The following is a 26,544-nucleotide window of genomic DNA, read 5'->3' as shown; positions in this document are numbered from 1 at the left end:
TCCCGGACGCCCCCCGGTACGCGGCCGGGCCGGGGTGGCGGGGCTCCGGGCGGGCGGGCCGCCCGGGGGCTCCTCAGCCCGCCGCGACCGAGGACTTGAGCTGGCCGTCCGGGCCTGCCAGGAGAACCGGCGTCCCGGCACCGCCGAGGTCGCGCACAGCGGCCCGGTCCGCGTCGGAGGCGGCGTCCGCCTCGGAGACCACGGCCGCGGCCTCCAGGGAGGTCGCACCGCTGGCGACCGCCATCGCCACGGCGGTCCGCAGGGCGCTGAGCTCCAGCGACGGGAGGGCGACGGTCCCGGCGACATACGTGCGGCCGGTCTCGTCGCGCACGGCCGCGCCCTCGGGGACGCCGTTGCGGGCCCGGGCGCTGCGCGCCAGCGTGATGATCTTGCGGTCCTCGGGGCCGAGGTCGGCACTCTGCGTCATACCGGTGAGCATAGAGCGGCCCCGGGGCGGGCACGGAGCCGCCCCGGGGCCGGTCGTCACGCCTCCGGGAGGCGCGGGTGTCAGCTCTGGGCGCCCTTGGCCAGCTTGTCGCCGATCTTGGTGACGAGGTCGCCGAAGTTCTTCTGCGCCTCGGCGCCGCCGTCGTTGACGTAGGCGACCCGGGTGGCGCCGGTGCCCTGCTGGGCGACGAGCATGTTGACCTTGATCTCCATGCCCGGCGCGAACTCGATCGCCATGGTGAAGGCGTGCGAGGACTCGGCCGCCTTCGGGGCGTCGATCCGGGCGATCTTGACCGGGATCTTCTCGCCCTCCATGTCGAAGGGGACGGTGGTGCAGGAGTTCAGGGCGGTGTCGAAGGACTTCACGTAGTCCGCGGCTCCGGTGCCGGGGAAGGTGAAGACCTGCTGGCTCAGCTCGACCTCGGTGCCGGGGCCCTGGTAGTCGACGTCGCCGCCCTTCTCGGCTCCCTCGACCTTGTCGCCCATCATGTCGGCCAGCGGCTGGCACTCGGGCTTGTCCGCCTTGGGGGCCGCGTCCTCGCCGGCCGGAACCTTGCTGACCTTCCAGCCGGACGGCAGGTCGCCGAGCTCCAGCGTGGCGGCCTTCATCTGGGCGGCCGTCAGCGGCTCGGTGGACGCGGGCTTGTCCTCGGCCGGGGCCGAGGACTTCTCGCCGGCCTTCTCGGCGGCCGCCGGCTTCTTGTCCTCGTCCCCGCCCCCACCGCAGGCGGCGGTGAGACAGAGCGCGGAGGCGGTGAGCACGGCCGCGGCGGCACGGCGCATACGAACAGACATTCAGGGTTCTCCCGGTACACGGTGATTCGCGGGGAGAGATCCCCCCCTCCCCTCAGGTGATCACAGAGAATACACAGAAACCCGAACACCCGTTCACTCCCGAAGCCGGGGGCGACGGGCCGGTGCTACGGCCGGTCCAGCCGCAGCCGCTCCGCCCTCGGCAGGCCCGCCACCACCAGGTCGTAGGAGTCCTCCACCAGCTCGCGGACGGCCCGGGCGGGCAGTTCGGAGACCGTCACGGTGTTCCAGTGCCGCTTGTTCATGTGCCAGCCCGGCACCACCACGTCCGGGTACTGGGCGCGCAGCCGGATCGCGTTCTCCGGCTCGCACTTGAGGTTGGCCTTCAGCGGCGAGGCGCCCAGCGCGCTCAGCGCGAACATCTTCCCGCCCACCTTGAACACCGAGGTCTCCGGCCCGAACGGGAACTCCTCGACGGCCCCGCCGAACTCCAGGCAGAGCGCCCGCAGCGCGGCCGCCCTCATCCCCCGGCCTCGTCGTCCGCGGGCTTCTCCACCGGCTCGGTCAGGACCGTGACGATCCGGTTCCGGCGGCCCGCGGGCGACTCCGCGGTCAGCCGCAGCGACCGCCCGTCCGGGAGGTCGACCACCGCGCCCGCGCCCGCGATCGGCACCCGGCCGAGCGCCTTGGCGAGCAGCCCGCCGACGGTCTCCACGTCCTCGTCGTCCAGCTCGTCCGCACCCAGCCCGTACAACTCGCCGAGGTCGCCGATGTCGAGGCGGGCGGTGACCCGGAAGCGGCCCTCGCCCAGTTCCTCGACCGGCGGCAGCTCCCGGTCGTACTCGTCGGTGATCTCGCCGACGATCTCCTCCAGGATGTCCTCGATGGTGACGATGCCGGCCGTGCCGCCGTACTCGTCGATGACGACGGCGACGTGGTTGCGCTTCTGCTGCATCTCGCGGAGCAGGTCGCCCGCGTTCTTGGTGTCGGGGACGAAGACCGCGGGCCGCATCGCCGTCGACACCAGGTCGGACTCGGCCTCGCGGTTGACGTGCGTCTTGCGGACCAGGTCCTTGAGGTAGACCACGCCCACGACGTCGTCCTCGTTCTCCCCGGTGACGGGGATACGGGAGAAGCCGGACCGCAGTGCCAGGGTGAGGGCCTGACGGACCGTCTTGAAGCGCTCGATGCTCACCAGATCGGTACGCGGCACCATGACCTCGCGCACCAGGGTGTCCCCCAGCTCGAAGACCGAGTGCACCATGCGCCGCTCGTCGTCCTCGATCAGTGACTCCCGCTCGGCCAGGTCGACCATGGCCCGCAGCTCCGCCTCGGAGGCGAACGGGCCCTTGCGGAAGCCCTTTCCGGGCGTGAGGGCGTTGCCGATGAGGATCAGGAGCTGCGGGACGGGGCCCATCACCCGGGCCAGCGGCACCAGCACATAGGCGGCCGCCGTCGCCGTGTTCAGCGGGTGCTGGCGACCGATGGTGCGCGGGGAGACCCCGACGGCGACATAACTGACCAGCACCATCACGGCCATCGCGACCAGCAGCGCCGCCCAGGTCTCCTCGAACTCCTCCAGGCAGGCGTAGGTGACCAGAACGCCCGCGGCCATCTCGCAGGCGACCCGCACCAGCAAAGCCACGTTCAGATAGCGGGTGGGATCGGCGGCCACCTGCTCCAGCTTCGCCGCCCCCCGCCGGCCCGAGCGGACGGCCTCGGCGGCCCGGAAGGCGGACACCCGCGCGAGGCCCGCCTCCGCGCAGGCGGCCAGCCAGGCGACGACGACCAGCGCGACCGCGCCGGCGACCAGGGTGGCGCTCATGACAGGGTCGGCGCCGGCGACGGACCGGTCAGGCCCCGCTCACCACGCCAGCCGTCGACGATCGCCGCCTGGAGGCCGAACATCTCCGCCTTCTCGTCCGGCTCCTCGTGGTCGTAGCCGAGCAGATGCAGCACCCCGTGGACGGTCAGGAGCTGAAGCTCCTCGTCCATGGAGTGCTGCGTCGGCGCCTCCGCGCCCTGCTTCTCGGCGACCTCGGGGCAGAGCACGATGTCCCCGAGGAGCCCCTGCGGAGGCTCCTCGTCGCCCTTCGCCGGCGGGCGCAGCTCGTCCATCGGGAAGGACATGACATCGGTCGGTCCGGGGAGGTCCATCCACTGGATGTGGAGCTGCTCCATCGCCTCCGCGTCCACCACGATCACCGACAGCTCGGAGAGCGGGTGGATGCGCATGCGCGCGAGCGCGTAGCGGGCGACATCGAGGATCGCCTGCTCGTCGACCTCGGTTCCGGACTCGTTGTTGACGTCGATCGACATGGCGCGCTGTGACTACTTCCCGTTGTCGTACTTCTCGTAGGCGTCGACGATACGGCCGACGAGCTTGTGCCGTACGACATCCTGGCTCGTGAGCCGGGAGAAGTGCACATCCTCCACCCCGTCCAGGATCTCCTGGACCTGGCGCAGACCGCTCTTGGTGCCGTTCGGCAGGTCGACCTGCGTCACGTCACCCGTGATCACGATCTTCGACTCGAAGCCGAGCCGGGTGAGGAACATCTTCATCTGCTCGGGGTTCGTGTTCTGCGCCTCGTCGAGGATGATGAACGCGTCATTCAGGGTCCTGCCCCTCATGTACGCGAGGGGCGCGACCTCGATGGTGCCCGCGGCCATCAGGCGGGGGATCGAGTCGGGGTCGAGCATGTCGTGCAGGGCGTCGTAGAGCGGGCGCAGATAGGGGTCGATCTTCTCGTAGAGGGTGCCCGGCAGGAAGCCGAGCCGCTCCCCCGCCTCGACCGCGGGGCGGGTCAGGATGATGCGGTTGACCTGCTTGGACTGGAGCGCCTGGACCGCCTTGGCCATGGCCAGGTACGTCTTGCCGGTGCCCGCGGGGCCGATACCGAAGACGACCGTGTGCTTGTCGATGGCGTCGACGTAGCGCTTCTGGTTCAGGGTCTTGGGGCGGATGGTGCGGCCCCGGCTGGAGAGGATGTTCTGGGTGAGGACCTCGGCGGGGGTCTCCTCGGGGCCGTCGCCGGCCTCGCTCGCCTTGAGCATGGCGATCGAGCGTTCCACTGCGTCCTCCGTCATCGGCTGCCCGGTGCGGAGCACCAGCATCATCTCGTCGAACAGGCGCTGGACCAGGGCGACTTCCGCCGGGTCGCCGACCGCGCTCACCTCGTTGCCCCGGACATGGATGTCGGCCGCCGGGAAGGCCTCTTCGATCACGCGCAGGAGGGCGTCACCCGAACCCAGGACGGTCACCATCGGGTGCTTCGCGGGGACGGTGAACTGGGCTCGCGCCTGCCCCGGCGCCGGGTTCTGGGCTGTGGATGTCCGATTCATGGGCCGGCCCTGTGGCCTGCGCATACCTCCCGTTGCAGGGGCGTCGCCGATCGACAGCCTCCGGACCACCAAGGGTACGACTCCCTCCCGGCGGAGGCCGAGGGCTTTTCCCGGGGTCCCGCCGCCGGAGTGCCCGGCGTCAGCGGGCGCATATCGCCGCAGATGCTGACATTCTGTCCGGGTGGGGACGAACGGTCCCAGCCACTGGCGGTGCGAGGAGGAGTCATGGGCCACGGAGTGCACGTCCAGGAGCTGCCAGGGGTGGGCAAGCGCTACGACATCGACCTCGGCCGTGCCGACCAGCGGATCTCGATCGTGGTGCGGTCGGGGAACGTGCGGGATCTGTACGTGTTCACCGAGGGCTCCCCGGACCCGGCGGCGGTGATCGAGCTGAGCGACGAGCAGGCCCGGAAGGTGGGCGCGGTGCTGTCGTCCACGTACTACGAGGACTGAGGCCGCGCGGTGCACGCCGACCTGATCGGGCTGGGGCTGGCCGTCCTGGTCGCGGGGCTGGTCGCGCGGCTCGCCCGCCGGGTGGGACTGCCGTCGGTGCCCTGCTACATGCTCGTCGGCATCCTGCTGGGGCCGGGGACGCCCGGCCCGGTGGTGGTCGCGCATCCGGAGGACCTGTCGCTGCTGGCGGCGCTCGGCCTGGTCCTGCTGCTCTTCCACCTCGGCGTGGAGTTCCCGCTGGAGCAGGTGGTCGGGGGCGGACGGCGCCTCTTCCTGGCCGCCGGCTGCTACATCCTGATCAACGTCAGCGCGGGGCTGCTCTTCGGCTTCTCGCTGGGCTGGGGCGTGGCGGAGGCCCTGGTGATCGCGGGCGCGCTCGGGGTGTCCTCGTCCGCGATCGTCACCAAGCTCCTGATCGAGCTGCGCAGACTGGCGAACGCGGAGACCCCGGTGATCCTCGGGATCATCGTGATCGAGGACCTGTTCCTCGCCTTCTACCTGGCCCTGCTGTCGCCGGTGCTCTCCGACGCGGACTCCCCGCTGGAGCTGGTCCGCGAGATCGGGGTCAGCTTCGGCTTCCTGGTTCTCCTCTTCGCGATCGCCCGGTACGGCGCTAAGGCCGTGTCCGGGCTGGTCGGCAGCCGGGAGGACGAACTGCTGATCGTGGTGACGATCGGCCTGGTCGTGCTGGTGGCGGGGCTCTCGGAGGAGGTCGGCGTCTCGGACGCGATCGGCGCCCTGATGATCGGCCTGGTGATCTCGCGGACCGCCTACAAGGAGCGGCTGGAACGGCTGGTGCTGCCGCTGCGGGACGTGCTGGCGACGGTGTTCTTCGTGGCCTTCGGACTGAACATCGAGGTCGGCGCGCTGGGCGAGGTGATCGTCCCGGTGGTGCTCGCGGTGCTGGTGACACTGGTGGGGAACATCGCGGCGGGGATCGTGGCCGCCCGGCTGTTCGGCTTCAACCAGCGCGGGGCGGCGAACATCGGGCTCACGGTGCTGGGCCGGGGCGAGTTCTCGCTGATCCTCGCCACCCTCGCACTGGACGCCGGTCTGGACGGGCGGATCGGCCCGTTCGTCGCTCTGTACGTGCTGGTGCTGGCGGTGGTCAGTCCGGTCCTGGCGGCGCAGTCGCGGCACCTGGCGCGGATCATGCCGGACCGGCTGCTGCGGTCGAACTGGACGTATGTGCGCGAGGAGACGATCAGCACCTCCTGCACGCACCTGGACCAGATCCGGGTCACCGGCACCGACACCCGGGAGTGCGCCGAGTGCCGGCGCCTGGGGTCGGACTGGGTACAGCTTCGGCTCTGCGTGACCTGCGGATACGTCGGCTGCTGCGACGACTCCCCGCACCGGCACGCCCGCGGCCACGCCGCCGGGGCCCGCCACCCGATCGTCCAGTCCGCGCAGCCGGGCGAGGACTGGCGGTTCTGCTTCGTGGACGACACCCTGGTCCGTGCTCCGCTGGGGGCGCCGCGCAAGAAGTGACGCCGTGCGCGCCGCGAGCGGCCGCGGCCCCGGCGCCCGCGCACGGCCCCGGTCGCGTGCGCCCCCGGTGCCTCGGCCGGCGCACCTCAGCCGGTGCACCTCAGCCGGTGCGGCGGAACCCGATCGTCGGGACCGCGCGCCGCAGCGGCCACGGGCGGACCGGCGCGGGCAGCAGGCGCTCCAGGAAGGCGTAGCGCCGCAGGGCGGCCGGGTCCTGGCCGGGCAGGCTCTGCACCGACTGCCACCAGGCGGCCACCTCCCACCAGCTGGGCGCTGAGAGCGAGCCGCCGAACTCCTGCACGGAGAGGGCGGCGGTCAGCCCCGCGAAGGCGAGCCGGTCGGCGAGCGGCCAGCCGGCGAGGGTGCCGGTGACGAATCCGGCCATGAACACGTCCCCCGCCCCCGTCGGGTCCAGGGCCTCCACCGCGATGGCGGGCACCCGGGCGCTCTCCCCGGTCGCCGCGTCCACCGCGTAGGCGCCCTCCGCGCCGAGGGTGACGACCGCGAGGCGGACGCGTTCGGCGAGGGCGTGGGCGGCGGCGCGGGGGCAGTCGGTGCGGGTGTAGCGCATGGCCTCCCCGGCGTTCGGCAGGAACGCTTCGCAGTGCTCCAGGTCCGCGAGGTCGGCCGGGTCCCAGCGGCCGGTCTCGTCCCATCCGACGTCGGCGAAGACCCGGGTGCCGGACCGGGCCGCGCGGGCGATCCAGTCGGCGTGCACGCCCTGCGTGAGGGAGGCGACGGCGGCCCGGGCGGGCGGCGGGCTGTCCGGCGCGGACTCGTGGACCGGTGCCTCGTGGCCGTGGGAGACCATGGTGCGTTCTCCCTCGTAGGCCATGGAGACCGTGACGGGCGAGTGCCAGCCGGCCACGGTCCGGGAGAGCGAGAGGTCGATGCCCTCGCCCTGTTCGAGGGCGTCCCAGCAGTACTCGCCGTAGTGGTCGGCGCCGAAGGCGGCGGCGAGGGAGGTGCGCAGGCCGAGCCGGGCCAGCGCGGTGGCCATGTTGGCGACCCCGCCCGGGCTGGAGCCCATGCCGCGCGCCCAGGACTCGGTGCCGCGCACCGGGGCGCTGTCCAGGCCGGTGAAGACGATGTCCAGGAACACACTGCCGGTGAGATAGACGTCGCAGGCCGGATCGGCCGGGGTCCGCAGAGCCGCCAGCGGGTCCAGGCGGGCCGTGTGGTGGTGCTGCGGCTCTCCGTCGTGTGTCGTCACCGTGGCGCTCCCGTGGGTGGTGCGTTTCAGGCCAGTCTGCCCGAACCCCGCTCCCCGCCGGTGGGCATCGGGACCCGTTGCAGATCCCGCGCGACGGTGATCTCGCCGGTGAACCCGGCCGCACGGGCCTGCGCCTCGAAGGTCTCCTCCGCGTCGGTGTAGCGCTGGGAGAAGTGGGTGAGCACGAGGTGCCGCACCCCGGCCCCGGCGGCGGCGGCGCCCGCCTGCCCGGCGGTCAGATGGCCGTGGTCCTTCGCCAGGTGCTCGTCCTCGTCGAGGAAGGTGGACTCGATGACCAGCAGGTCGCAGCCCTCGGCGAGCACATGCACGCCCTCGCAGAGCCGGGTGTCCATGATGAACGCGAACCGCCGGCCGCGCCGCACCTCGCTGACCTCCTCCAGGGTGACCCCGCGCAGTCCGCCCTCCCGCTGGAGGCGGCCCACGTCCGGCCCGGAGATGCCGTGCGCGGCGAGGCGTTCGGGCAGCATCCGGCGCCCGTCCGGCTCCACCAGCCGGTAGCCGTAGGACTCGACAGGGTGGGAGAGCCGGTGGGCGTGCAGGGTGTACGTGGCCGCCTCGGCGAGCGGGCCGTCGGCCAAGACGGGCTCCTCGCGCAGGGCGACGGTCTCGCGGTAGGCGGTGGCGTAGCGCAACCGGTCGAAGAAGCGCTGCCCACTGGCCGGGTAGTGCGCGGTGACCGGGTGCGGGACCTGGTCGAGGTTGATCCGCTGGATCACCCCGGCCAGGCCCAGCGAGTGGTCGCCGTGGAAGTGCGTGACGCAGATCCGGTCGATGTCGTGCGCGGACACCCCGGCGCGGAGCATCTGCCGCTGGGTGCCCTCACCGGGGTCGAAGAGGATGCCCCCGCCGTCCCAGCGCAGCAGGTAGCCGTTGTGGTTGCGGTGCCGGGTCGGCACCTGGCTCGCGGTGCCCAGCACCACCAACTCGCGTACGGACACGTCTCGTTACCCGGGAGGCCATTCGAGCCCGCGGCCGGCGAGCACATGGGCGTGGGCGTGGAAGACGGTCTGGCCCGCGCCCGCGCCGGTGTTGAGGACGATCCGGTAGCCGGAGCCGGTCACCTTCTCGTCCTCCGCGACCGCTCCGGCCTCGCGCAGCACGTCGGCGGCGAGTTCCGGCGCACCGGCGGCCAGCGAGGCGGCGTCCGGGTAGTGGGCCTTGGGGATCACCAGGACATGGGTGGGCGCCTGGGGGTTGATGTCACGGAAGGCGACCGTGGTCTGCGACTCGCGCACCACGATGGCGGGCACGTCCCCGGCGACGATCTTGCAGAACAGGCAGTCCGCCTGCGGTTCTCCGGCCATGCGCGGGCCGCCTCCTCGCGGTGTCGGTCACAGGTGACGTCATGCTAGCCGCCCCGCCGGCGGGTCCAGGTGGTGTCCGGCGGGGCGGCGCGGTTCAGAGGCGTGGCGGCGGGGTCTTGGCCGGGTTCTCCGCGAGGACCGCGAGGGCCATCCGGATCGCCTCGTCGAGCTGCGGGTCCCGCCCGGCGGCGTGGTCCTGCGGGGTGGGGACGACCTCCACGTCCGGCTCCACGCCCCGGTTCTCCACGTCCCAGCCGTAACCCTCGAACCAGAAGGCGTACTTGGGCTGGGTGACCAGGGTGCCGTCGACCAGCGAGTAGCGGCTGTCGATGCCGACGACCCCGCCCCAGGTGCGGGTGCCGACCACCGGGCCGATGCCCAGGGCCTTGATGGCCGCGTTGACGATGTCGCCGTCCGACCCGGAGAACTCGTTGGCGACGGCGACCACCGGGCCGCGCGGCGCGTCCAGCGGGTAGCTGTACGGTTCCCGGCCGCGCGGCAGGTCCCAGCCCACGATCCGGCGGGCCAGCTTCTCGACAACGAGCTGCGAGGTGTGGCCGCCGCGGTTCTCCCGGACGTCCACCACCAGGCCCTCGCGGGCCACCTCGATCCGCAGGTCCCGGTGGATCTGCGCCCAGCCGGGGGCCTGCATGTCGGGGACGTGCAGATAGCCGAGCCGCCCCGCGGACTGCTCGTGGACATGGCGGCGGCGGTCGGCGACCCAGGCGTGGTAGCGCAGCGGCTCCTCGTCGGCGATCGGCACCACCACGGCGTGCCGCTGCTCCCCGCCGCCCGCCGGGGAGACGGTCAGTTCGACGGGCTGGCCGGCCGTTCCCGCGAGCAGGGGCCAGGGCCCGCGCACCGGGTCGACCGGGCGGCCGTCGACGGCGACCAGGGCGTCCCCGGCGCGCAGCGCGACCCCGGGGGCGGCGAGCGGGGAGCGGGCGTGCGGGTCGGAGGTCTCGGAGGGCAGGATGCGGTCGATGCGCCAGGAGCCGTCCGCCGCGCGGGAGATGTCCGCGCCGAGCAGTCCCATCCGGGTGGACCGCGTTCCGCCCCAGCCCGACGGCATCACATAAGCGTGCGAGGTGCCCAGTTCGCCGTGCACCTCCCAGAGCAGGTCGACCAGGTCGTCATGGGTGGCGACCCGGTCCAGGACCGGGCGGTAGCGCTCCAGGACGCCGTCCCAGTCGGTCCCGCCCATGTCCTCGCGCCAGAAGTGGTCGCGCATCAGGCGGCCGGTCTCGGCGTACATCTGGCGCCACTCGGCGGCCGGGTCGACGGTCCGGCGGACCCGCGAGAGGTCGACGGTGATGTTGCCGTCGCTGTCCTCGTCGCGGGAGGCGCGCCGGTCGCTGGGGACGACCTTGAGCTTGCCGTCGGTGCGCAGCAGGACCCGCTTGCCGTCGCCGCTGACCTCGAACCAGGCGGCGTCGCCCACGAGTTCCTCGACCCGCTGCTGGGCCAGGTCGTAGCGCTCCAGGGAGGTGTCCGGGGCGGGGTCCTCGGGGGTGGCCCGGGTGGCGCCGAGGACGCCGTGCAGGGGGTGGCGCAGCCACAGCAGCCCGTCCTTGGCGGCGCGCAGGGCCGAGTAGCGGGCGGCCTCGACGGGGAACGGGACGATCCGGTCGGCCAGGCCGTCGAGGTCGATCCGGGTGGTCGGCGGCGCGGTGGCCTCGGCGTCGGACTCGGAGTCCTCGCCGTCCGCGTCGAAGGGGCGGCCGTGGCGCTGCGGGCCGAACGGGGAGGGCGTGGCGGCGGCCAGGGTGATCAGGTGCGGACGGCAGCCGCCGACGAAGGCGAGGTCGAAGACATGGGTGTCGTAGACCGGGTCGAAGGCGCGCTCGGAGAGGAAGGCCAGGTGCTTGCCGTCGAGGGTGAACACGGGCTGGTAGTCGGCGAACCGCAGAGGGGTGGCCTCGCTGACGGTCAGGTCCCCGGTGTTGGCCAGCTTGATCTGCCGCAGCGGGTCGGGCCCCGCGTGGGACCAGGCGAGCCACGCGGAGTCGGGCGAGAAGGCGAGCCCCTCGGCGTCCCCGTGGGGGCTGCGGTCGACCTCGCGGACCTCGCCGGTCTCACGTTCCACCAGCAGGACGCGCCCGTCGTGGGAGGCGACCGCGGCCCGGCTGCCGTCGGGGGCGACGGCGAGTTCCACGACGCGGCCGAGGCGTCCGGCGGCGAGCCGGCGCGGCGGGGCACCGGCGGGGGCGCCGGTCGCGGGGGCGAACTCCAGGGCGTCGTCGCCCTCCGCGTCGGTCACCCAGACGACGTGCTCCTCGCCGTCCGCCCGGAAGGTGCGGGGGGTGCGGGCGCGGACGCCCGGTTCGGCGGCGAGTTCGCGGGCGGGGCCGCCCCGGTGGGTGATCCAGTGGACCGCGCCGCGGATCTCGGCCGCGCTGCCGCGGCCGGTGTGGTCGGGGGCCGCGGAGCCGAGCCAGTGCTCGGCGGAGACGGGCCGGGGGCGCTGGTCGGTGCGCTGACCGCCGAGGCGGACGTCGAGCCGGCGGGGTTCGGTTCCCTCGTCGAGGCCGTCCAGGAGCCACAGCTCACCGGCGCTGGACCAGATCACCCGGGTGCCGTCGGTGGCCGCGTGCCGGGCCCAGAAGCCGTCCAGGGGGCTGTGGCGGCGCAGGCCGGAGCCGTCGGGCAGGGAGGAGTAGAGGGCGCCGGTGCCCTCGTGGTCGCTGAGGAAGGCGATCCGCTCGCCGACCCACAGCGGGTACTCGGTGTTGCCGTCCAGGTCCTCGTGGACGCGGGCGAACTCCCCGGTGCCCTCGGCCGTCTCGATCCACAGCTTGCCCGCGGTGCCGCCGCGGTAGCGCTTCCAGGCGGTGGCCTCGCGGCCCATCGTCGCGGAGAGCAGCAGGGTACGCGGCCCGGGGGCGACGTGGCCGACGGGCCCGTACGGCAGGGTCTCGGCCGGGCCGCCGTCCAGCGGGACGGCACGGGCCCAGGAGCGGCGCAGCGACGCCTGGCCGTGGGTGGTCAGCGCGAGGACCCGCCCGTCGGGCGTCCAGCCGCGGACCGAGGTGCGGTGACTGCCCCAGTGGGTCAGCCGGTCGGCCGGGCCGCCGTCGACGGGGGCGGCATGGACCTCGGGAGCGCCGTCGCGGGTGGAGGTCCAGGCGATGCGGGTGCCGTCGGGCGAGAAGCGGGGGTGGTTCACGGGCATGTTGTCGGCGCTGACGCGCCACGCACGGCCGCCGTCGAGCGGGGCGACCCAGACGTCGTCCTCGGCCGTGAAGGCGATCAACTCGCCGTGCAGATGCGGAAACCGGAGGTAGGCAGGGTGCGTCACCCTGCTCACCCTAGGTGCGGAGCCCTCCCGCGCGGAGGGCTTTGGATCACTTGGCCGGAACGGGGGTGACGGTGACGGTCTCGGTGACCGTCACCGTCACGGTGGGGCCCGGGCCCGGCCGGGAAGCGTCGCCGGGGGCGGTCCGGGTGGGGCGGGCGCTCGGGGAGGCGGCGGCAGAGCAGTCGCCGAGCATGGTGGCCTCGAAGACCACCTCGCGGTCGATCCGGGCGGTCATGTCCCCGCGCACGCAGGTCCCGTCGCGCTCCTCGGTGACCGTTCCGTCCAGGGTGATGTCCTGGCCGGATTCGGTCTCCCCCTCGCAGTCGACGCGGGCCCGGCCGGTGCCGGGCGAGGCCGTGGCGTCCCCGGAACCGGCGCGGGACGCGGTGGCCTCCCGGTCGAGGTCCGCGGTGCAGGTGAGCCAGGCGACCTCGAAGGTCAGCCGCTCCAGGGTGCTGGTCGCGGTGCGGTCGGTGGTGAACGCCACGGCGGAGGCGCTGAGTCCGCCTGCCGCGGGTTCGCAGGCCGTCGCGCCGACGGCCACCAGTGCGCACACGGCGAGCCCCGCCGCGCCTCTGAGCACGTTCATGGAGGGCAGGGTCCCACCGGCGGGCGCGCGGGAGAAGGACGGTTGCGGCCAGTTTGCGCGCCGGGGCGCCCGGGCGCCCCGGCGGGCGCGGGACGGGGTGCCGGTCCGGGCGCGCAAGGACCTGAGGATCTCCGGTTCTTCGGATTTCCGGGTTTTCGGTAAACGACCTTCCCTGCCGCCATATCTGCCTATTATCTGCGCTACGCCGGGCCCGAAGTCCTTGGGGGGCGCCCGGTGTTCTCTCATCGCAAAGGAACGTTGATGCTCCGTATCCGCACGACGGCCGCCGCCGCCACGGTGGCGGCCGTCGCCGGTCTCGTCGCCCTGCCCGCCCCGGCCCACGCCGCCGGCTCGGTCCACCTCTACAAGATCTACTACGACAGCCCCGGCACCGACCGGCGCACCAACGCCAGTCTCAACGCCGAGTACGTCCAGATCCGCAACACCACCTCCCGGGCGGTGAACCTCAAGGGCTGGGTGCTGGTGGACAAGGCGAACCACAAGTACACCTTCGGCACCTACAGCCTGGGCAAGGGCAAGACCGTCACGGTGCGCACCGGCAAGGGCAGGGACACCGCGGCCACGCGCTACCAGAACCGCGCCGCGTACGTGTGGAACAACGACAAGGACACGGCGACGCTGAAGAAGGCGAACGGGTCCACGGCGGACACCTGCTCGTACAACTCGACCCGGGTCGACTACACGATGTGCTGACCCCCGCGGGCGCGCCGGCCGGTTGGCTGGTTGGCTGGTCAGGACCAGCGGCCGGTGCGCCCCAGCAGCAGGGCCGTCGCCGCCGTGCCGGCGGTCGAGGTGCGCAGCACGGTGCGGCCCAGCCGGTAGGGGCGGGCGCCGGCCTCGGCGAAAAGCTCCAACTCCTGCGGGGCGACGCCCCCTTCGGGCCCGACGACCAGCACGATCGAGCCGGACGCGGGGAGTTCGGCGGTCGCCAGGGGTTCCGCGCCCTCCTCGTGCAGCACGGCCGCGAAGTCGGCCGCCGCCAGCAGGGCGGCGACCTGCTTGGTGGTCGCCGCCTCGGCGACCTCCAAGAAGCGCAGCCGGCGCGCCTGCTTGCCTGCCTCGCGGGCCGTGGAGCGCCATTTGGCCAGGGATTTGACGCCCCGCTCGCCCTTCCACTGGGTGATGCACCGCGCCGCCGCCCACGGCACCACGGCGTCGGCCCCGGTCTCCGTCATGGTCTCCACGGCGAGTTCGCCGCGGTCGCCCTTGGGCAGCGCCTGCACCACGGTGATCCGGGGCGTCGGTTCGGGCTCGACGGGGCAGTTGCGGACCTCCACGGAAAGCCGGTCCTTGCCCTCGGTGGCCAGCACGGTGCCGGCGGCGCCCCGGCCCAGGCCGTCCGTGAGGACGACCTCCTCGCCGGGCGCGAGCCGCCGCACCGACACGGCGTGCCGGCCCTCCGGCCCGTCCAGGGTGACGACGGAGCCCGGGACGACGCCGTCGAGGCTGTCGGTGACGAAGACGGCCGCGGTCACCGGGCGCCGCCCGGGACGAGAGCGGCGCCGGCCGCGTCGAGTTCGGCGGCGAGGACCTCTACCAGACGTCCGGCGGGCAGGTCCCGGGCGAGCCGGTGGCCCTGCCCGGCCCACAGGGCCATCCCCTGCGGGTCCCCGGCCGCCGCGGCGGCCTTGCGCAGCGGGCTGGTGAGGTGGTGCACCTCGGGGTACGCGGCCGGGGCGTAGCGGCCGTGCTCGCGCATGAACCGGTTGACCAGGCCGCGGGCGGGCCGCCCGGAGAAGGCGCGGGTCAACTCGGTCCGGTGGAACAGGGGGTTGGTCATCGCCTCCTTGTGGAGGGCGTTGGCGCCGGACTCCGGGCACACCAGGAAGGCGGTGCCGAGCTGGGCGGCGCTCGCCCCGGCGGCGAGCACGGCGGCGATCTGGGCCCCGCGCATCAGGCCGCCGGCGGCGACGACCGGCACGTCGACGGCCTCGCGGACCAGCTGGACGAGGGAGAGCAGGCCGAGCCCGTGCCCGTCCGCGTCGGGGTCGTCGCGGTGGGTGCCCTGGTGGCCGCCCGCCTCGACGCCCTGTACGCACACGGCGTCGGCGCCCGCCCACTGGGCGGCCATGGCCTCCTCGGGCGTGGTCACGGTGACGACGGTGGTGGTGCCCACCCCGGCGAGGGCGGCGAGGTCGTCGCCGGACGGGCAGCCGAAGGTGAACGAGACCACGGGCACCGGGTCCTCGAGCAGCAGCGCCAGCTTGGCCGCGTAGGCGTCGTCCCGGCCCGCGTCCGGGTCGCCGAGCGCGGTCTCGTACCAGGCGGACTCCCCGGCGAGCTGCTGCCGGTACACACTGACCGCGGCCTGGTCGGCCGCACCGGCCTGCGGCAGGAACAGGTTCACCCCGAAGGGCAGGGTGGTGAGCTCCCGCAGCCCGGCGATCTCCTGGCGCATCCCGTCCGCGCTCTTGTACCCGGCAGCGAGAAACCCGAGCCCCCCGGCCTCGGACACGGCGGCGGCGAGAGCGGGGCAGGACGCCCCGCCCGCCATCGGGGCCTGCACGATCGGATACCGGCAGAGTTCGGTGAGCGCGGAGGACATGCGTGCCATCGTCCCATGCGGGCACCGCGCGCCCGCACGGGGCGGCCGTACGGGGCCGGGGCCCGCGGGGGCCGGGTCGGCCCCGGGCCCCGCCGCGACCGGGCAGCCCCGGGGCCCCGGCCGCCGCCGAGGCGGGCGTTCCTGATCCAGGACGGCGATCGGCCGTATGCCGGGCCATGCCCGTGCCGCCGCCGGGGCCCGCCGGAGGCCGGCGCGACGGCAGCACCCGGGACGGGAGCCCCGGCGACAGCCCGGCCAGGCCCCCGCCGGGCCCCGCCGGCCGGGAAGGCGGGCGCGGGCGCCCGCCCCGCCGCGAACGCCTGTCCCGCAGCCCCCGCCGCATCCCACCGCACAGCGACGAGCCGCCCCCGCCGGTTGGCGGGGGCGGCTCGTCGGGACGGGCACCGGCCGGACCGGGGCCCGGCGGGGCGGACGGGCTAGCGTCCGTTGAACGCGTCCTTGAGGCGGGAGAAGAGGCCCTGCTGCCCCGGCTGGAACTGGCCCTGGGGGCGTTCCTCGCCGCGGAGCTTGGCCAGGTCGCGCAGGAGGCGCTCCTGCTCCGGGTCCAGCTTGGACGGGGTCGTGACCTCGACGTGCACGATCAGGTCGCCCCGGCCGCCCCCGCGCAGGTGAGTGATGCCGCGCCCGTGCAGCGGGATCGACTGGCCGGACTGGGTGCCGGGCCGGATGTCGACCTCCTCCAGGCCGTCGAGGGTCTCCAGCGGGCACTTGGTGCCCAGGGCCGCCGCCGTCATCGGGATGGTGACCGTGCAGTGCAGGTCGTCGCCGCGCCGCTGGAAGACGGGGTGGGGCAGCTCGTGGATCTCCACGTACAGGTCGCCTGCCGGGCCGCCGCCGGGGCCGACCTCGCCCTCGCCCGCGAGCTGGATACGGGTGCCGTTGTCGACGCCCGCCGGGATCTTCACCGTCAGGGTGCGGCGGGAGCGGACCCGCCCGTCACCCGCGCACTCCGGGCACGGGGTCGGCACGACCGTGCCGAAGCCCTGGCACTGCGGGCAGGGCCGGGAGGTCATGACCTGGCCCAGGAACGACCGCGTGACCTGCGAGACCTCGCCGCGCCCGCGGCACATGTCGCAGGTCTGCGCCGAGGTGCCGGGGGCGGCGCCCTCGCCGGAGCAGCCGTTGCAGACGACCGCCGTGTCGACCTGGATGTCCTTGGTGGTGCCGAAGGCCGCCTCGTTGAGCTCGACCTCCAGGCGGATCATGGCGTCCTGGCCCCGGCGGGTGCGCGAGCGCGGGCCGCGCTGCGAGGCCGTGCCGAAGAAGGCGTCCATGATGTCGGAGAAGTTCCCGAAACCGCCCGCGCCGAAGCCGCCCGCACCGGGGCCCCCGGCCTGGGAGAGCGGGTCGCCGCCGAGGTCGTAGACCTGCTTCTTCTGCGGGTCCGAGAGGACCTCGTACGCGGCGTTGATCTCCTTGAAGCGCTCCTGCGTCTTCGGGTCCGGGTTCACGTCCGGGTGGAGCTCACGGGCGAGACGGCGGAACGCCTTCTTGATCTCGTCCTGCGATGCGTCGCGGCGTACGCCGAGTACGGCGTAGTAGTCCGTGGCCACTTACGACTCCGCCAGGATCTGTCCGACGTAACGTGCCACTGCGCGTACCGCTCCCATCGTTCCGGGGTAGTCCATGCGGGTCGGTCCGACCACGCCGAGTTTGGCGACTGCTTCGCCGCCCGAACCGTAACCGACCGAGACGACGGACGTGGAGTTCAGTCCCTCGTGGGCATTCTCATGCCCGATTCTCACGGTCACGCCCGATTCCGGGGCCTCGCCGAGGAGCTTGAGCAGCACCACGTGCTCCTCCAGCGCCTCCAGCACCGGCCTGATCGTCAGGGGGAAATCGTGTCCGAAGCGGGTCAGATTGGCGGTGCCGCCGATCATCAGCCGCTCCTCGGTCTCCTCGACCAGGGTCTCCAGCAGCGTCGCCAGCACCGTGGAGACCGTGCCGCGGTCCTCCGCCTCGAAGGACTCCGGCAGATCCTGCACGAGCTGCGGCACATCCGCGAAACGGCGGCCCACCACACGGCTGTTGAGCCGGGCGCGCAGGTCCGCGAGCGCGCTCTCGCCGAACGGCGCCGGGCAGTCGACCATCCGCTGCTCGACCCGGCCGGTGTCCGTGATCAGCACCAGCATCAGCCGGGCGGGTGCCAGGGACAGCAGCTCCACGTGCCGGACCGTGGACCGGGTCAGCGAGGGGTACTGGACGACGGCCACCTGCCGGGTGAGCTGCGCGAGCAGCCGCACCGTGCGGCCGACGACGTCGTCGAGGTCGACCGCGCCGTCGAGGAAGTTCTGGATGGCCCGGCGCTCGGGCGCGGACAGCGGCTTCACCCCGGCGAGCCTGTCCACGAAGAGCCGGTAGCCCTTGTCCGTGGGGATGCGGCCGGCGCTGGTGTGGGGCTGGGCGATGAAGCCCTCCTCCTCCAGCACCGCCATGTCGTTGCGCACGGTGGCCGGGGAGACGCCGAGCTGGTGCCGCTCGGTCAGCGCCTTGGAGCCGACCGGCTCCTCGGTGCCCACGTAGTCCTGGACGATGGCGCGCAGCACCTCCAGCCTGCGTTCGCTGAGCATCGCGCACCTCCAGCGGTGGTTCGTGTCCTCGTGGCCGAGCTTCGTAGGTCGTGCTTCCCGGGAGCGTCCCCGTACCGTCCGGGTCGGCTCCTGGGCGCCTCCGGGTCGTCTGGCACTCGTTGCGTCCGAGTGCCAGCGGTGCCCCGGCCAGTGTACGGCTGCCGGGTACACCCCAAGCAAGGGCGGCGGCGCGCGACTCGTCACACCGCCCGCCCCGCACCCGCCGGCGCGGCGGGCGGATAGCGTCGGGGCATGGGTACGGACACGGCGGCACGGGACATCGCCTGGGAAGCGGCGGGCTGGGAACGGCTGGCGGACGGGGTGGGGCGGCGCAGACTCCCGGTCTGGGACGCGACCGCCGGCCTGGTCGTCGGGCGGGACGCGGTACTGCTCTACGACACGGGCTCCTCGCTCCGCGAGGGCGCGGAGCTGCGCGCCCAGGTGGCGGCCCTCCTCGGCGAGGCCCGTCACTCCCCCGCCGCGCCCGTGCCGCACGTGACGCACATCGCACTGAGCCATCCCCACTTCGATCATGTCCTCGGCACCCCGGCCTTCCCCGGGGCCGCCGTGCACGCGGCGGTGGGCGCGGACACCCTGCTGGCCCGGGACCGGGACGCGCTCCGCGCGGACGCGGTGCGCCACGGCGTCCCGCCCGAGGAGGCGGCCGAGGCCACCGGCGCCCTGGTGCTGCCCGGGCACACCGTCACCGGGGAGTGCACCCTCGACCTGGGCGGCCGGCAGGTGCTGCTCGCCAACGTGGGCCCCGGCCACAGCGGCCACGACCTGGCGCTGCTGGTGCCCGGTGAGCGGGAGGTCGTCTTCTGCGGCGACCTGGTCGAGGAGTCCGGGGAGCCGCAGGCGGGACCGGACGCCATCGCCTCGCGCTGGCCCGCCGCCCTCGACCGGCTGCTCGCCCTCGGCGGCGAGGACGCGCTGTACGTACCGGGCCACGGGGCCGTGGTGGACGCCGCGTTCGTGCGCCGGCAGCGCGAGGAGCTGGCCGCGCGCTTCGGCGTGTCGTAGGGCGACCGGCCGTATTGTCGGGCGAATGCGCAGCTACAGCCCTGATCTGACGCCGCCCTGGAAGCGTTCGGCTCCCGCCCCCGAGGTCCCCGCGGAGCCCGACCTGGTCGTGGAGGAGGTGGCCACGGGCTTCTGCGGGGCGGTGATCCGCTGCGAGGCGGGCACGGTCACCCTGGAGGACCGGTTCGGCAAGCACCGGGTCTTCCCGATGGAGCCGCGCGGCTTCCTGCTGGAGGGGAAGGCCGTCACCCTGGTCCGCCCCGCCGCCGGCCCGGCCCGGCCCACCCGTACCGCCTCGGGCTCCGTCGCGGTCCCCGGCGCGCGCGCCCGGGTCGCCCGCGCGGGCCGGATCTACGTCGAGGGCCGCCACGACGCCGAGCTGGTGGAACGCGTCTGGGGCGACGACCTGCGCATCGAGGGCGTGGTCGTGGAGTACCTGGAGGGCGTCGACGACCTCCCCGCGATCGTCGCCGGGTTCGGCCCCGGGCCGGACGCCCGACTGGGCGTCCTCGTGGACCACCTGGTGGCGGGCTCCAAGGAGTCCCGGATCGCGGCCTCGGTGAACGACCCGCACGTCCTGGTGGTGGGCCACCCCTATGTCGACGTCTGGGAGGCGGTGAAGCCCGCCTCCGTCGGCATCCCCGCCTGGCCCGCCGTCCCGCGCGGCCAGGACTGGAAGACGGGCGTCTGCCGCGCCCTCGGCTGGCCGGAGAACACGGGCGCGGCCTGGCAGCACATCCTCTCCCGCGTCCGCAGCTACAAGGATCTGGAACCGGAACTCCTGGGCCGCGTCGAGGAACTCATCGACTTCGTGACGGCCCCGGAGGAGCCCCTTTCCTGACGCCCCGTCACCCACCTACCGGAAAAGGGGATTCACACCCTCTACTCTGCTGTACCGGAACGTGGTGGTCCGCGCCCGAGGCCGGACCGGGCCCGGCACGGCGACCGCGGCGGACCCCGCTCCTGCCGACCCGAACGGGAGCCCTCCGTTGCGCCTCTACGCCCAGACCCCAGCCCGCCGGAACCGCCAGCTGCTGGTGGACCTGACCGCGCTGGCCCTGATCGCCGTCACGGTGTGGGCGGCCCTGCACGTCCGCGACACGATCCTGCGGCTGGCCGCGCCGGGACGGAAAGTCGAGGAGTCCGGCGACGGCCTCGCCGAGCAACTCGCCGGCGCCGGGGAAGCCGCCTCGGACCTCCCCTTCGTCGGCGGAATCCTGGAGCGGCCCCTGCGGTCGGCCGCCGAGGCGAGTGCCGGGTTCGCGGACGCCGGGGTGTCGTTCCAGGAGACCGTCACCCAGGTCGCCGATGTGACGACCGCGGTGCTGATCGCCGCCCCGGTGCTGCTGCTCCTGCTGCTCTGGATCCCGCCGCGCCTGCTCTGGATGCGGCGCAGCGCACTCGTCCGCCGTCTCGCCGACCAGCCGGGCGGCGCCGACCTGCTGGCCCTGCGTGCCCTGACCGGGCCCCCGGGCGCCCTCGCCGGGCTGCCCGTCCCGCCCGGTGGTTTCGCCGGTGCCTGGCGCCGGGGCGACCCGGAGGTCATCGCCGCTCTCAGCGCGGCCACCCTCGCCCGGACCGGCCTCCGCCCCTGAGCTGCGCTCCCCCGGCCGGGGAGGGTCAGTCCACCAGGTCGCGGACCACCGCGTCCGCGAGGAGGCGTCCGCGCAGGGTGAGGGCGGCCCGGCCGTCGGCGTAGGGGGCGGGGTCGAGGAGGCCGTCCGCGAGGGCGCGGGCGGCGGCGGCCCGGCCCGCCTCGCGCAGCAGGTCGACGGGGACGCCCTCGCGCAGGCGCAGTTCCAGCAGGACGCGCTCCACCCTGCGGTCCTCGTCGGAGAGGAGTTCGCGGCCCGCGCCCGGCGAGCGGCCCTCGGCCAGAGCGGCGGCGTACGCGCCGGGGTGCTTCACGTTCCACCAGCGCACACCGCCGACATGGCTGTGCGCGCCGGGGCCCGCGCCCCACCAGTCGGCACCGCGCCAGTACAGCTCGTTGTGGAGGCAGCGGGCGGCCTCGGAGCGGGCCCAGTTGGAGACCTCGTACCAGTCGTAGCCGGCCGCGCCGAGGAGCTCGTCCGCGATGAGGTAGCGGTCGGCGTGCACATCGTCGTCGGTCATCGGGACCTCGCCGCGCCGGATGCGGCGGGCGAGCCCGGTGCCCTCCTCCACGATCAGCGCGTACGCCGAGACATGGTCGGGGCCCGCCCCGGTCGCCGCGTCCAGGGTGGCCCGCCAGTCCTCGTCGCTCTCGCCGGGGGTGCCGTAGATCAGGTCGAGGTTGACGTGCTCGAAGCCCGCCGACCTGGCCTCGGCGACGCATGCCTCGGGGCGGCCGGGGGTGTGGGTGCGGTCGAGGACCTTGAGGACGTGCTGCCGGGCGCTCTGCATCCCGAAGGAGATCCGGTTGAAGCCGCCCGCCCGCAGCGCGGCCAGATAGGCCGGGTCGACGGACTCGGGGTTGGCCTCGGTGGTGATCTCGGCGTCGTCGGCGAGGGAGAACTCCTGGCGGATCACGTCCAGCATCCGCACGAGGTCGTCCGCGGCGAGCAGGGTCGGGGTGCCGCCGCCGACGAACACGGTCCGCACCGCGCGCGGGTCGTCGCCCAGCACCTTGCGGGCGAGGCGGATCTCGTCGGCGAGGGTCTCCGCGTAGTTGTCCCGGGAGGCGAGGACACCACCGGAGCCGCGCAGCTCGGTGGCGGTGTAGGTGTTGAAGTCGCAGTACCCGCAGCGGGTCGCGCAGTAGGGCACGTGCAGATAGAAGGCGAGCGGCCGCTCGTCCGCGCCGTGGAGCGCGGAGGCGGGCAGCCGGCCGTCGTCGGGCACGGGCTCGCCGTCGGGCAGTACGGAAGGCATTGGTCCATTGTCCGTCACCCGGGACGGTGACCGGGACGGAGGCCGGGGGCCGCTCCCGGGCGCCGCGCTCCGGGGCCGTGACCGCGACGGACGCCGGGGGCCGCTACTCCGGGGCGGCCGGGACCGGCACCCGGGCCCGCTACTCCGGGGCGGCCGCCTGGAGAACCAGCAGGGCCAGGTCGTCCCCGGGCGGGGTCTGCGCGAACGCGTGGACCGCCGAGCGGATCCGGTCCGCGACACCCTGCGCCGGCAGGCCCGCGCACTGGGCGAGGACCGCCGCGAGGCCGTCGCCGTCGTCGAACATCAGGGGCCCCGAGCGGCGCTCGGTCACCCCGTCCGTCACGCACAGCAGTGTCTCGCCGGGCCGCAGGTCGAAGGTCGAGCTCTCGTAGGCGACGTCCTCCACGACCCCGAGCAGCACCTGCGGTTCGCCGACGGGCGTCACCGTCCCGTCCGGCCGCAGGAGCAGCGGCAGCGGGTGCCCGGCGCTGGCGAGGGTGCAGCGCACACCGGACCCGTCGGGCGCGGGCACCACCTCGCCGTGCAACAGGGAGAGGAAGCGGGAGGAGTGCCGGTCGTCGGCCAGCCCCGCGCCGTGGCCGCCGGTGGCGTAGAGCGCGGCGGCCTCGGCGGCCTCCACGGCGTCGTCGAGGAGGAGCCCGTTGAGCCGGTCGAGGACCTGCCCGACCTGGTAGCCCTCCCGGGCGAGGAGCCGCAGCCAGGGCCGGGCGAGGCCGGTGACGACGGCGGCCTCCGGGCCGCTGCCCTGGACGTCGCCGAGGACGAAGCACCAGCGCCCGCCGGTTCCGGCCTGGAACACGTCGTAGAAGTCGCCGCCGACCACGCCGTCCCCGCTCGGCTCGTAGACGAGGCAGGTCTCCACACCGGGGATGCGGCCTACCTTGCTGGGCAGCAGGCCGCGCTGGAGGACCCGGCTGATGGTCGCCTGCCTGGTGTACTCCCGGGCGGCGCTGACCGCGAGGGCGACCCGGCGCGTGAAGTCCTCGACGAGGGCGGTGACCGCGTCGGGGAGCCGGCTCCCGCCCTCCCGGCCGACGACCAGCACACCGAGCCCGCGCGTCCCGACGGCCAGCCGGTACGCGAGGGCGGCCCCGGGGGCGGGGGCGAACGCGGCGCCGTGCTCGGGCGCGCCGGAGTCGTGGGCACCGTCCGGGCCTCCGGCCCCGGCGGCGGCCACGTCCGGGCGGGAGCCCCCGGGGGCGGGCTCGTCCGCGCCGAGGGAGTGGGCCGCGTCCGCACGGGAGCCGTCCGGGCCGGCGGGGGCGGGCCTCGCATCGAGGGCCGGGGCGGGCCACGGGAACGGCAGGGGCCCGGCCCCGCCCGGTTCCGGGGCGAGGGGCGGCCGCGCCGCCAGCACCGCCCGCAGCGGCTGGACCGCCGCCTCGTCCCGGTGCCAGACGCCCGAGAGCCGGGGCGCGGGCGCCGCCCGCCCGCCGGACGCGGGCCCGTGGTGGCCCGTCTCCGCGTCCAGCCACACGGCGCACCAGTCCGCGAGTCGGGGCACCAGCATCTGCCCGGCCAGCGCCGCGACCAGGTCCTCGTCCAGCTGTCCGGCCAGCAGGTCGGACGCCTCCGCCAGGAAGGAGGCCGCCCCGCCGCGCGCCAGCCAGTCCCACTCGTCCCGGCCGGGCGGGGTGCGGGGGACGACGGCCCCGGCGAGGGCGAGGGCCTGGTGCGCGGGGTGGTCGGCGTCGGGCCTCGGACGCATACCGCGCCCGTCGAGCGGCACCCGGGCCCAGACCGTCTTCACGGCGGCCCGGTAGCTGATCCCCCAGCAGTCGGCGAGGGCGGCCACCAGATGCAGACCGCGCCCGTAGTCCGGGGTGCCGGACTGCTCGGATCCGTGCGGGTGGCTGTGCACGGGCCGGTCCGGGTGGTGGTCGGACACCTCCACGACGAGGGCCGCGCACTCCTCGTCCCGGGCCTCGGCGTAGCGGCACCGCAGCTCGGCGGCGGTCCCCGCGTGCACGACCGCGTTGGTGACGAGTTCGCCCGCGACGAGCGCCGCGTCGTCCGCGAGGCGCTCGGGGCAGGGGACGCCGGCGGGGCAGCCGTCCGCCCCGGCGACCCGGCAGGCGCAGGCGTCGAGGAGCCCGACGTCGACCCAGTCGGCCACGGCGGCGCGCACCAGACGGCGGGCGGCGCCGGGGGCCAGCAGGCTGCCGGGCAGGCTGACGCGCACCCCGTCGGCGCCGGGATCGGACCATCCCGGCGCCGTGGGTGCCGTGCGGTTGCCGGTCTCTCGCTGCAACGGAATGGACCCCACCTGCGGCTCCTGGTCGGTGCTGTGTGCGCCGCTATGACACCGACAGGGTGACAGAACGAGCCCGCACATGTGCGCGGAGTCACCGAACTGGGCGAGGTCTTTCGTATTGTGGCTGGTCGCGCGACGGGTGCACGACGACGCCGCACGCCCCGTGTCGTGGGGCGTGCGGCGTGTCGGGCCTTCCCGGGGGCGTCCCGGCGCGGTCAGCCCTCGCGGGCCCCCGCGTACATGTCGTCGATCAGGTGCTTGTACTCCTTCTCCACGACCGGGCGCTTCAGCTTGAGGCTCGGCGTCAGCTCACCGTGCTCGATGTCCAGGTCGCGCGGCAGCAGGCGGAACTTCTTGATGGTCTGCCAGCGCTGGAGGCCCTCGTTGAGACGCTGCACATAGCCGTCGATGAGCTGCTCGGTCCGGGGATCGGCGACGACCTCCGCGTAGCTCTTGCCGCCGAGGCCGTTCTCCCCGGCCCAGCCGAGGATGGCGGCCTCGTCCAGGGCGATCAGAGCGGTGCAGAAGTTCCGGTCCGCGCCGTGTACCAGGATGTTGGAGACGAACGGGCAGACGGCCTTGAACTGGCCCTCGACCTCGGCGGGCGCGATGTACTTGCCGCCGGAGGTCTTGATCAGGTCCTTCTTGCGGTCGGTGATGCGCAGGTAGCCGTCGGCGGACAGCTCGCCGATGTCACCGGTGTGGAACCAGCCGTCCGGCTCCAGGACCTCGGCCGTCTTCTCGGGCAGCTTGTGGTAGCCCTCCATGATCCCGGGGCCGCGGAGCAGGATCTCGCCGTCGTCCGCGATACGCACCTCGCAGCCGGGCACCGGCTTGCCGACCGTGCCGGTGCGGTACGCCTCGCCCGGGTTGACGAAGGAGGCGGCGCTGGACTCGGTGAGACCGTAGCCCTCCAGGATGTGGATGCCCGCGCCGGCGAAGAAGAAGCCGATCTCGGGGGCGAGCGCGGCCGAGCCGGAGACGGCGGCGCGCAGCCGGCCGCCGAAGGCCTCGCGGAGCTTGGAGTAGACGAGGGCGTCGGCGACCTTGTGCTTGGCGGTCAGGCCGAAGGGCGCGGTGGCGTTGCCGGTGCGCTGGAAGTTGTCCTGGGTGACCTTGGCGTACTCGCGGGCCACCCCGGCGGCCCACTGGAAGATCTTGTACTTCGCGCCGCCGCCCGCGCGGGCCTTGGCGGCGACGCCGTTGTAGACCTTCTCGAAGATGCGGGGCACGGCGGCCATATAGGTCGGCCGGACGACCGGCAGGTTCTCGATGATCTTGTCGACCCGGCCGTCGACGGCCGTGACATGGCCGACCTCGATCTGGCCGGAGGTCAGCACCTTGCCGAAGACATGGGCGAGGGGCAGCCACAGGTACTGCACGTCGTCCCGGGTGACCAGGCCGGTGGCGGCGATGGCCTTCGCCATGTAGGACCAGTTGTCGTGCGGCAGGCGCACACCCTTGGGGCGGCCGGTGGTGCCGGAGGTGTAGATGAGGGTCGCGAGCTGGTCGGCTGTGATGGCCGCGACGCGCTCCTTGACCGCCTCGGGGTGCTTCTCCAGGTACGCGGCGCCGCGGGCCTCCAGCTCGGCGAGGCTCAGCACCCAGCCCTCGGGGTCGGCGGGGTCGGCCTCGACGCCGTCCGCGTCGATCACGACGACATGCGCGAGGGCGGGCAGCTCGGCGCGGCGCTCACGGGCCTTGGCGAGCTGGGTGGCGTCCTCCGCGATGAGCACCCGGCTCTCGGAGTCGGCGAGGATGTAGGCCGACTCCTCGGCGTTGGTGGACGGGTAGACCGTGGTGGTCGCGCCGCCCGCGCACATCACGCCGAGGTCGGCGAGGATCCACTCGACCCGGGTGGCGGAGGCGAGGGCGACCCGGTCCTCGGCACTGATCCCGAGGTCGATCAGTCCGGCCGCGATGCCGTACACGCGCCCGGCGGCCTGCGCCCAGTTCAGCGACTTCCAGTCGTCCGGCCCGGTTCCGGAGGCGGGCGGTACCGGGTAGCGGTACGCCTCGCTGTCGGGTGTCGCCGCCACCCGCTCGGCGAAGAGGGTCGCCACCGAGGGCGGCCGGTTCTCGATCTGGGTCTGGGTTTCGCTCACGACGTCCTCCGGGCCTGCGGGCAGCGTTGCACGACTGGCTGGTTGTTTAACTGGCGAGTAACCATCGAGCCGTGATCAGGGTAGAGCCCGTTCGATCGGCGCGTAAGTGTCTGCGGGGCGCCGCTTCATAACGAACGGAGCGCGGCTACGCCCTTCGGAGTACTGAATCTTTGCCATGGTCATGCGCACTTTTGATGAGAGCGGCGGGGCGCGGATGGCC

24 protein-coding genes are annotated in these 26,544 nt (G+C 74.0%); 6 read left to right on the top strand and 18 right to left on the bottom strand.

Features of this window, described 5'->3' with window-relative positions:
* Positions 1 to 73 precede the first annotated feature (73 nt).
* The 6 genes from C593_RS0107655 to C593_RS0107630 all read right to left on the bottom strand — a co-directional run bounded on the left by C593_RS0107655 (position 74) and on the right by C593_RS0107630 (position 4,542).
* A complete protein-coding gene (locus tag C593_RS0107655; RefSeq protein ID WP_026277460.1) occupies positions 74 to 427 on the bottom strand; it encodes a cytidine deaminase in 354 nt (117 codons plus the stop codon).
* Between the two features lie 80 nt (positions 428 to 507).
* Positions 508 to 1,242 carry a hypothetical protein gene (locus C593_RS0107650; RefSeq protein ID WP_026277459.1) on the bottom strand — a complete coding sequence of 245 codons (735 nt, stop codon included), beginning with the start codon at positions 1,240 to 1,242 and terminating at the stop codon, positions 508 to 510.
* Between the two features lie 125 nt (positions 1,243 to 1,367).
* On the bottom strand, positions 1,368 to 1,724 hold the full coding sequence (locus C593_RS0107645) for an MmcQ/YjbR family DNA-binding protein (RefSeq protein WP_018846708.1): 357 nt from the start codon (positions 1,722 to 1,724) through the stop codon (positions 1,368 to 1,370).
* A complete protein-coding gene (locus C593_RS0107640) occupies positions 1,721 to 3,025 on the bottom strand; it encodes a hemolysin family protein (RefSeq protein ID WP_018846707.1) in 1,305 nt (434 codons plus the stop codon). Before C593_RS0107640 ends, C593_RS0107645 begins: the two co-directional genes overlap by 4 nt.
* Entirely contained in the window at positions 3,022 to 3,519 is a 498-nt protein-coding gene (ybeY, locus tag C593_RS0107635; RefSeq protein ID WP_018846706.1) for an rRNA maturation RNase YbeY, read from the bottom strand. Before ybeY ends, C593_RS0107640 begins: the two co-directional genes overlap by 4 nt.
* 12 nt (positions 3,520 to 3,531) lie before the next feature.
* Positions 3,532 to 4,542: a PhoH family protein gene (locus C593_RS0107630; protein WP_078521251.1), complete on the bottom strand. Its 1,011-nt coding sequence runs from the start codon at positions 4,540 to 4,542 to the stop codon at positions 3,532 to 3,534.
* A 225-nt stretch (positions 4,543 to 4,767) separates the two neighbouring features.
* Between C593_RS0107630 and C593_RS0107625 the strand changes: the two genes are divergently transcribed.
* Positions 4,768 to 4,995, top strand: a complete 228-nt coding sequence (locus C593_RS0107625) for a cation:proton antiporter regulatory subunit (protein WP_018846704.1) — start codon at positions 4,768 to 4,770, stop codon at positions 4,993 to 4,995.
* Between the two features lie 9 nt (positions 4,996 to 5,004).
* The gene (locus C593_RS0107620; RefSeq protein ID WP_018846703.1) at positions 5,005 to 6,486 is read left to right on the top strand and encodes a cation:proton antiporter domain-containing protein; all 1,482 of its coding nucleotides are present in this window, start codon (positions 5,005 to 5,007) and stop codon (positions 6,484 to 6,486) included.
* A 100-nt stretch (positions 6,487 to 6,586) separates the two neighbouring features.
* Here C593_RS0107620 and C593_RS0107615 read toward each other — a convergent pair whose 3' ends face one another.
* From C593_RS0107615 to C593_RS0107595, 5 genes are all read right to left on the bottom strand, one after another.
* Positions 6,587 to 7,699 (bottom strand): PfkB family carbohydrate kinase, encoded by a 1,113-nt coding sequence (locus C593_RS0107615; protein WP_018846702.1) that lies wholly within the window; start codon positions 7,697 to 7,699, stop codon positions 6,587 to 6,589.
* A 26-nt stretch (positions 7,700 to 7,725) separates the two neighbouring features.
* Positions 7,726 to 8,658 carry a ribonuclease Z gene (locus tag C593_RS0107610; RefSeq protein WP_018846701.1) on the bottom strand — a complete coding sequence of 311 codons (933 nt, stop codon included), beginning with the start codon at positions 8,656 to 8,658 and terminating at the stop codon, positions 7,726 to 7,728.
* Between the two features lie 6 nt (positions 8,659 to 8,664).
* Positions 8,665 to 9,024 carry a histidine triad nucleotide-binding protein gene (locus C593_RS0107605; protein ID WP_018846700.1) on the bottom strand — a complete coding sequence of 120 codons (360 nt, stop codon included), beginning with the start codon at positions 9,022 to 9,024 and terminating at the stop codon, positions 8,665 to 8,667.
* Positions 9,025 to 9,118: 94 nt separating this feature from the next.
* Positions 9,119 to 12,322 (bottom strand): S41 family peptidase, encoded by a 3,204-nt coding sequence (locus C593_RS0107600; RefSeq protein WP_018846699.1) that lies wholly within the window; start codon positions 12,320 to 12,322, stop codon positions 9,119 to 9,121.
* Between the two features lie 46 nt (positions 12,323 to 12,368).
* Entirely contained in the window at positions 12,369 to 12,911 is a 543-nt protein-coding gene (locus C593_RS0107595) for a hypothetical protein (protein WP_020610258.1), read from the bottom strand.
* A 261-nt stretch (positions 12,912 to 13,172) separates the two neighbouring features.
* Between C593_RS0107595 and C593_RS0107590 the strand changes: the two genes are divergently transcribed.
* On the top strand, positions 13,173 to 13,625 hold the full coding sequence (locus C593_RS0107590) for a lamin tail domain-containing protein (protein WP_018846697.1): 453 nt from the start codon (positions 13,173 to 13,175) through the stop codon (positions 13,623 to 13,625).
* A gap of 38 nt (positions 13,626 to 13,663) precedes the next feature.
* Here C593_RS0107590 and C593_RS0107585 read toward each other — a convergent pair whose 3' ends face one another.
* From C593_RS0107585 to hrcA, 4 genes are all read right to left on the bottom strand, one after another.
* Complete coding sequence (locus tag C593_RS0107585) at positions 13,664 to 14,407, bottom strand: 16S rRNA (uracil(1498)-N(3))-methyltransferase (protein WP_018846696.1); 744 nt, start codon at positions 14,405 to 14,407, stop codon at positions 13,664 to 13,666.
* Positions 14,404 to 15,477, bottom strand: a complete 1,074-nt coding sequence (locus tag C593_RS0107580; RefSeq protein ID WP_018846695.1) for a nitronate monooxygenase — start codon at positions 15,475 to 15,477, stop codon at positions 14,404 to 14,406. Before C593_RS0107580 ends, C593_RS0107585 begins: the two co-directional genes overlap by 4 nt.
* A 437-nt stretch (positions 15,478 to 15,914) precedes the next feature.
* Positions 15,915 to 17,051 (bottom strand): molecular chaperone DnaJ, encoded by a 1,137-nt coding sequence (dnaJ, locus tag C593_RS0107575; protein ID WP_018846694.1) that lies wholly within the window; start codon positions 17,049 to 17,051, stop codon positions 15,915 to 15,917.
* Positions 17,052 to 18,068: a heat-inducible transcriptional repressor HrcA gene (gene hrcA / locus C593_RS0107570; protein WP_018846693.1), complete on the bottom strand. Its 1,017-nt coding sequence runs from the start codon at positions 18,066 to 18,068 to the stop codon at positions 17,052 to 17,054.
* A gap of 252 nt (positions 18,069 to 18,320) precedes the next feature.
* Between hrcA and C593_RS0107565 the strand changes: the two genes are divergently transcribed.
* The 3 genes from C593_RS0107565 (at position 18,321) to C593_RS0107555 (ending at position 20,686) form a co-directional block, all read left to right on the top strand.
* On the top strand, positions 18,321 to 19,091 hold the full coding sequence (locus C593_RS0107565; protein WP_018846692.1) for an MBL fold metallo-hydrolase: 771 nt from the start codon (positions 18,321 to 18,323) through the stop codon (positions 19,089 to 19,091).
* Positions 19,092 to 19,116: 25 nt separating this feature from the next.
* Positions 19,117 to 19,932 carry a DUF3097 domain-containing protein gene (locus C593_RS0107560; RefSeq protein ID WP_018846691.1) on the top strand — a complete coding sequence of 272 codons (816 nt, stop codon included), beginning with the start codon at positions 19,117 to 19,119 and terminating at the stop codon, positions 19,930 to 19,932.
* Positions 19,933 to 20,080: 148 nt separating this feature from the next.
* A complete protein-coding gene (locus C593_RS0107555) occupies positions 20,081 to 20,686 on the top strand; it encodes a hypothetical protein (protein WP_018846690.1) in 606 nt (201 codons plus the stop codon).
* A gap of 25 nt (positions 20,687 to 20,711) precedes the next feature.
* Here the strand turns inward: C593_RS0107555 and hemW are convergent, their stop codons facing one another.
* From hemW to C593_RS0107540, 3 genes are all read right to left on the bottom strand, one after another.
* Entirely contained in the window at positions 20,712 to 21,944 is a 1,233-nt protein-coding gene (gene hemW / locus C593_RS0107550; RefSeq protein ID WP_018846689.1) for a radical SAM family heme chaperone HemW, read from the bottom strand.
* A 139-nt stretch (positions 21,945 to 22,083) separates the two neighbouring features.
* A complete protein-coding gene (locus tag C593_RS0107545) occupies positions 22,084 to 24,231 on the bottom strand; it encodes a SpoIIE family protein phosphatase (RefSeq protein ID WP_026277457.1) in 2,148 nt (715 codons plus the stop codon).
* Between the two features lie 203 nt (positions 24,232 to 24,434).
* On the bottom strand, positions 24,435 to 26,324 hold the full coding sequence (locus C593_RS0107540; protein WP_018846687.1) for an AMP-dependent synthetase/ligase: 1,890 nt from the start codon (positions 26,322 to 26,324) through the stop codon (positions 24,435 to 24,437).
* Between the last annotated feature and the right edge of the window lie 220 nt (positions 26,325 to 26,544).

The organism is Streptomyces sp. CNT372 (assembly GCF_000377145.1).
The sequence above is the reverse complement of the archived record's forward strand: the minus strand, read 5'-3'. Positions and strand labels throughout refer to the sequence as shown.

Excerpts from the sequence above, each read along its gene's own strand:
- C593_RS0107655 (WP_026277460.1), bottom strand. The coding sequence starts at position 427 with ATGACGCAGAGTGCCGACCTCGGCCCCGAGGACCGCAAGATCATCACG.
- C593_RS0107650 (WP_026277459.1), bottom strand. The coding sequence starts at position 1,242 with ATGTCTGTTCGTATGCGCCGTGCCGCCGCGGCCGTGCTCACCGCCTCC.
- C593_RS0107645 (WP_018846708.1), bottom strand. The coding sequence starts at position 1,724 with ATGAGGGCGGCCGCGCTGCGGGCGCTCTGCCTGGAGTTCGGCGGGGCC.
- C593_RS0107640 (WP_018846707.1), bottom strand. The coding sequence starts at position 3,025 with ATGAGCGCCACCCTGGTCGCCGGCGCGGTCGCGCTGGTCGTCGTCGCC.
- ybeY (WP_018846706.1), bottom strand. The coding sequence starts at position 3,519 with ATGTCGATCGACGTCAACAACGAGTCCGGAACCGAGGTCGACGAGCAG.
- C593_RS0107630 (WP_078521251.1), bottom strand. The coding sequence starts at position 4,542 with ATGAATCGGACATCCACAGCCCAGAACCCGGCGCCGGGGCAGGCGCGA.
- C593_RS0107625 (WP_018846704.1), top strand. The coding sequence starts at position 4,768 with ATGGGCCACGGAGTGCACGTCCAGGAGCTGCCAGGGGTGGGCAAGCGC.
- C593_RS0107605 (WP_018846700.1), bottom strand. The coding sequence starts at position 9,024 with ATGGCCGGAGAACCGCAGGCGGACTGCCTGTTCTGCAAGATCGTCGCC.
- C593_RS0107595 (WP_020610258.1), bottom strand. The coding sequence starts at position 12,911 with ATGAACGTGCTCAGAGGCGCGGCGGGGCTCGCCGTGTGCGCACTGGTG.
- C593_RS0107590 (WP_018846697.1), top strand. The coding sequence starts at position 13,173 with ATGCTCCGTATCCGCACGACGGCCGCCGCCGCCACGGTGGCGGCCGTC.
- C593_RS0107580 (WP_018846695.1), bottom strand. The coding sequence starts at position 15,477 with ATGTCCTCCGCGCTCACCGAACTCTGCCGGTATCCGATCGTGCAGGCC.
- hrcA (WP_018846693.1), bottom strand. The coding sequence starts at position 18,068 with ATGCTCAGCGAACGCAGGCTGGAGGTGCTGCGCGCCATCGTCCAGGAC.
- C593_RS0107565 (WP_018846692.1), top strand. The coding sequence starts at position 18,321 with ATGGGTACGGACACGGCGGCACGGGACATCGCCTGGGAAGCGGCGGGC.
- C593_RS0107560 (WP_018846691.1), top strand. The coding sequence starts at position 19,117 with ATGCGCAGCTACAGCCCTGATCTGACGCCGCCCTGGAAGCGTTCGGCT.
- hemW (WP_018846689.1), bottom strand. The coding sequence starts at position 21,944 with ATGCCTTCCGTACTGCCCGACGGCGAGCCCGTGCCCGACGACGGCCGG.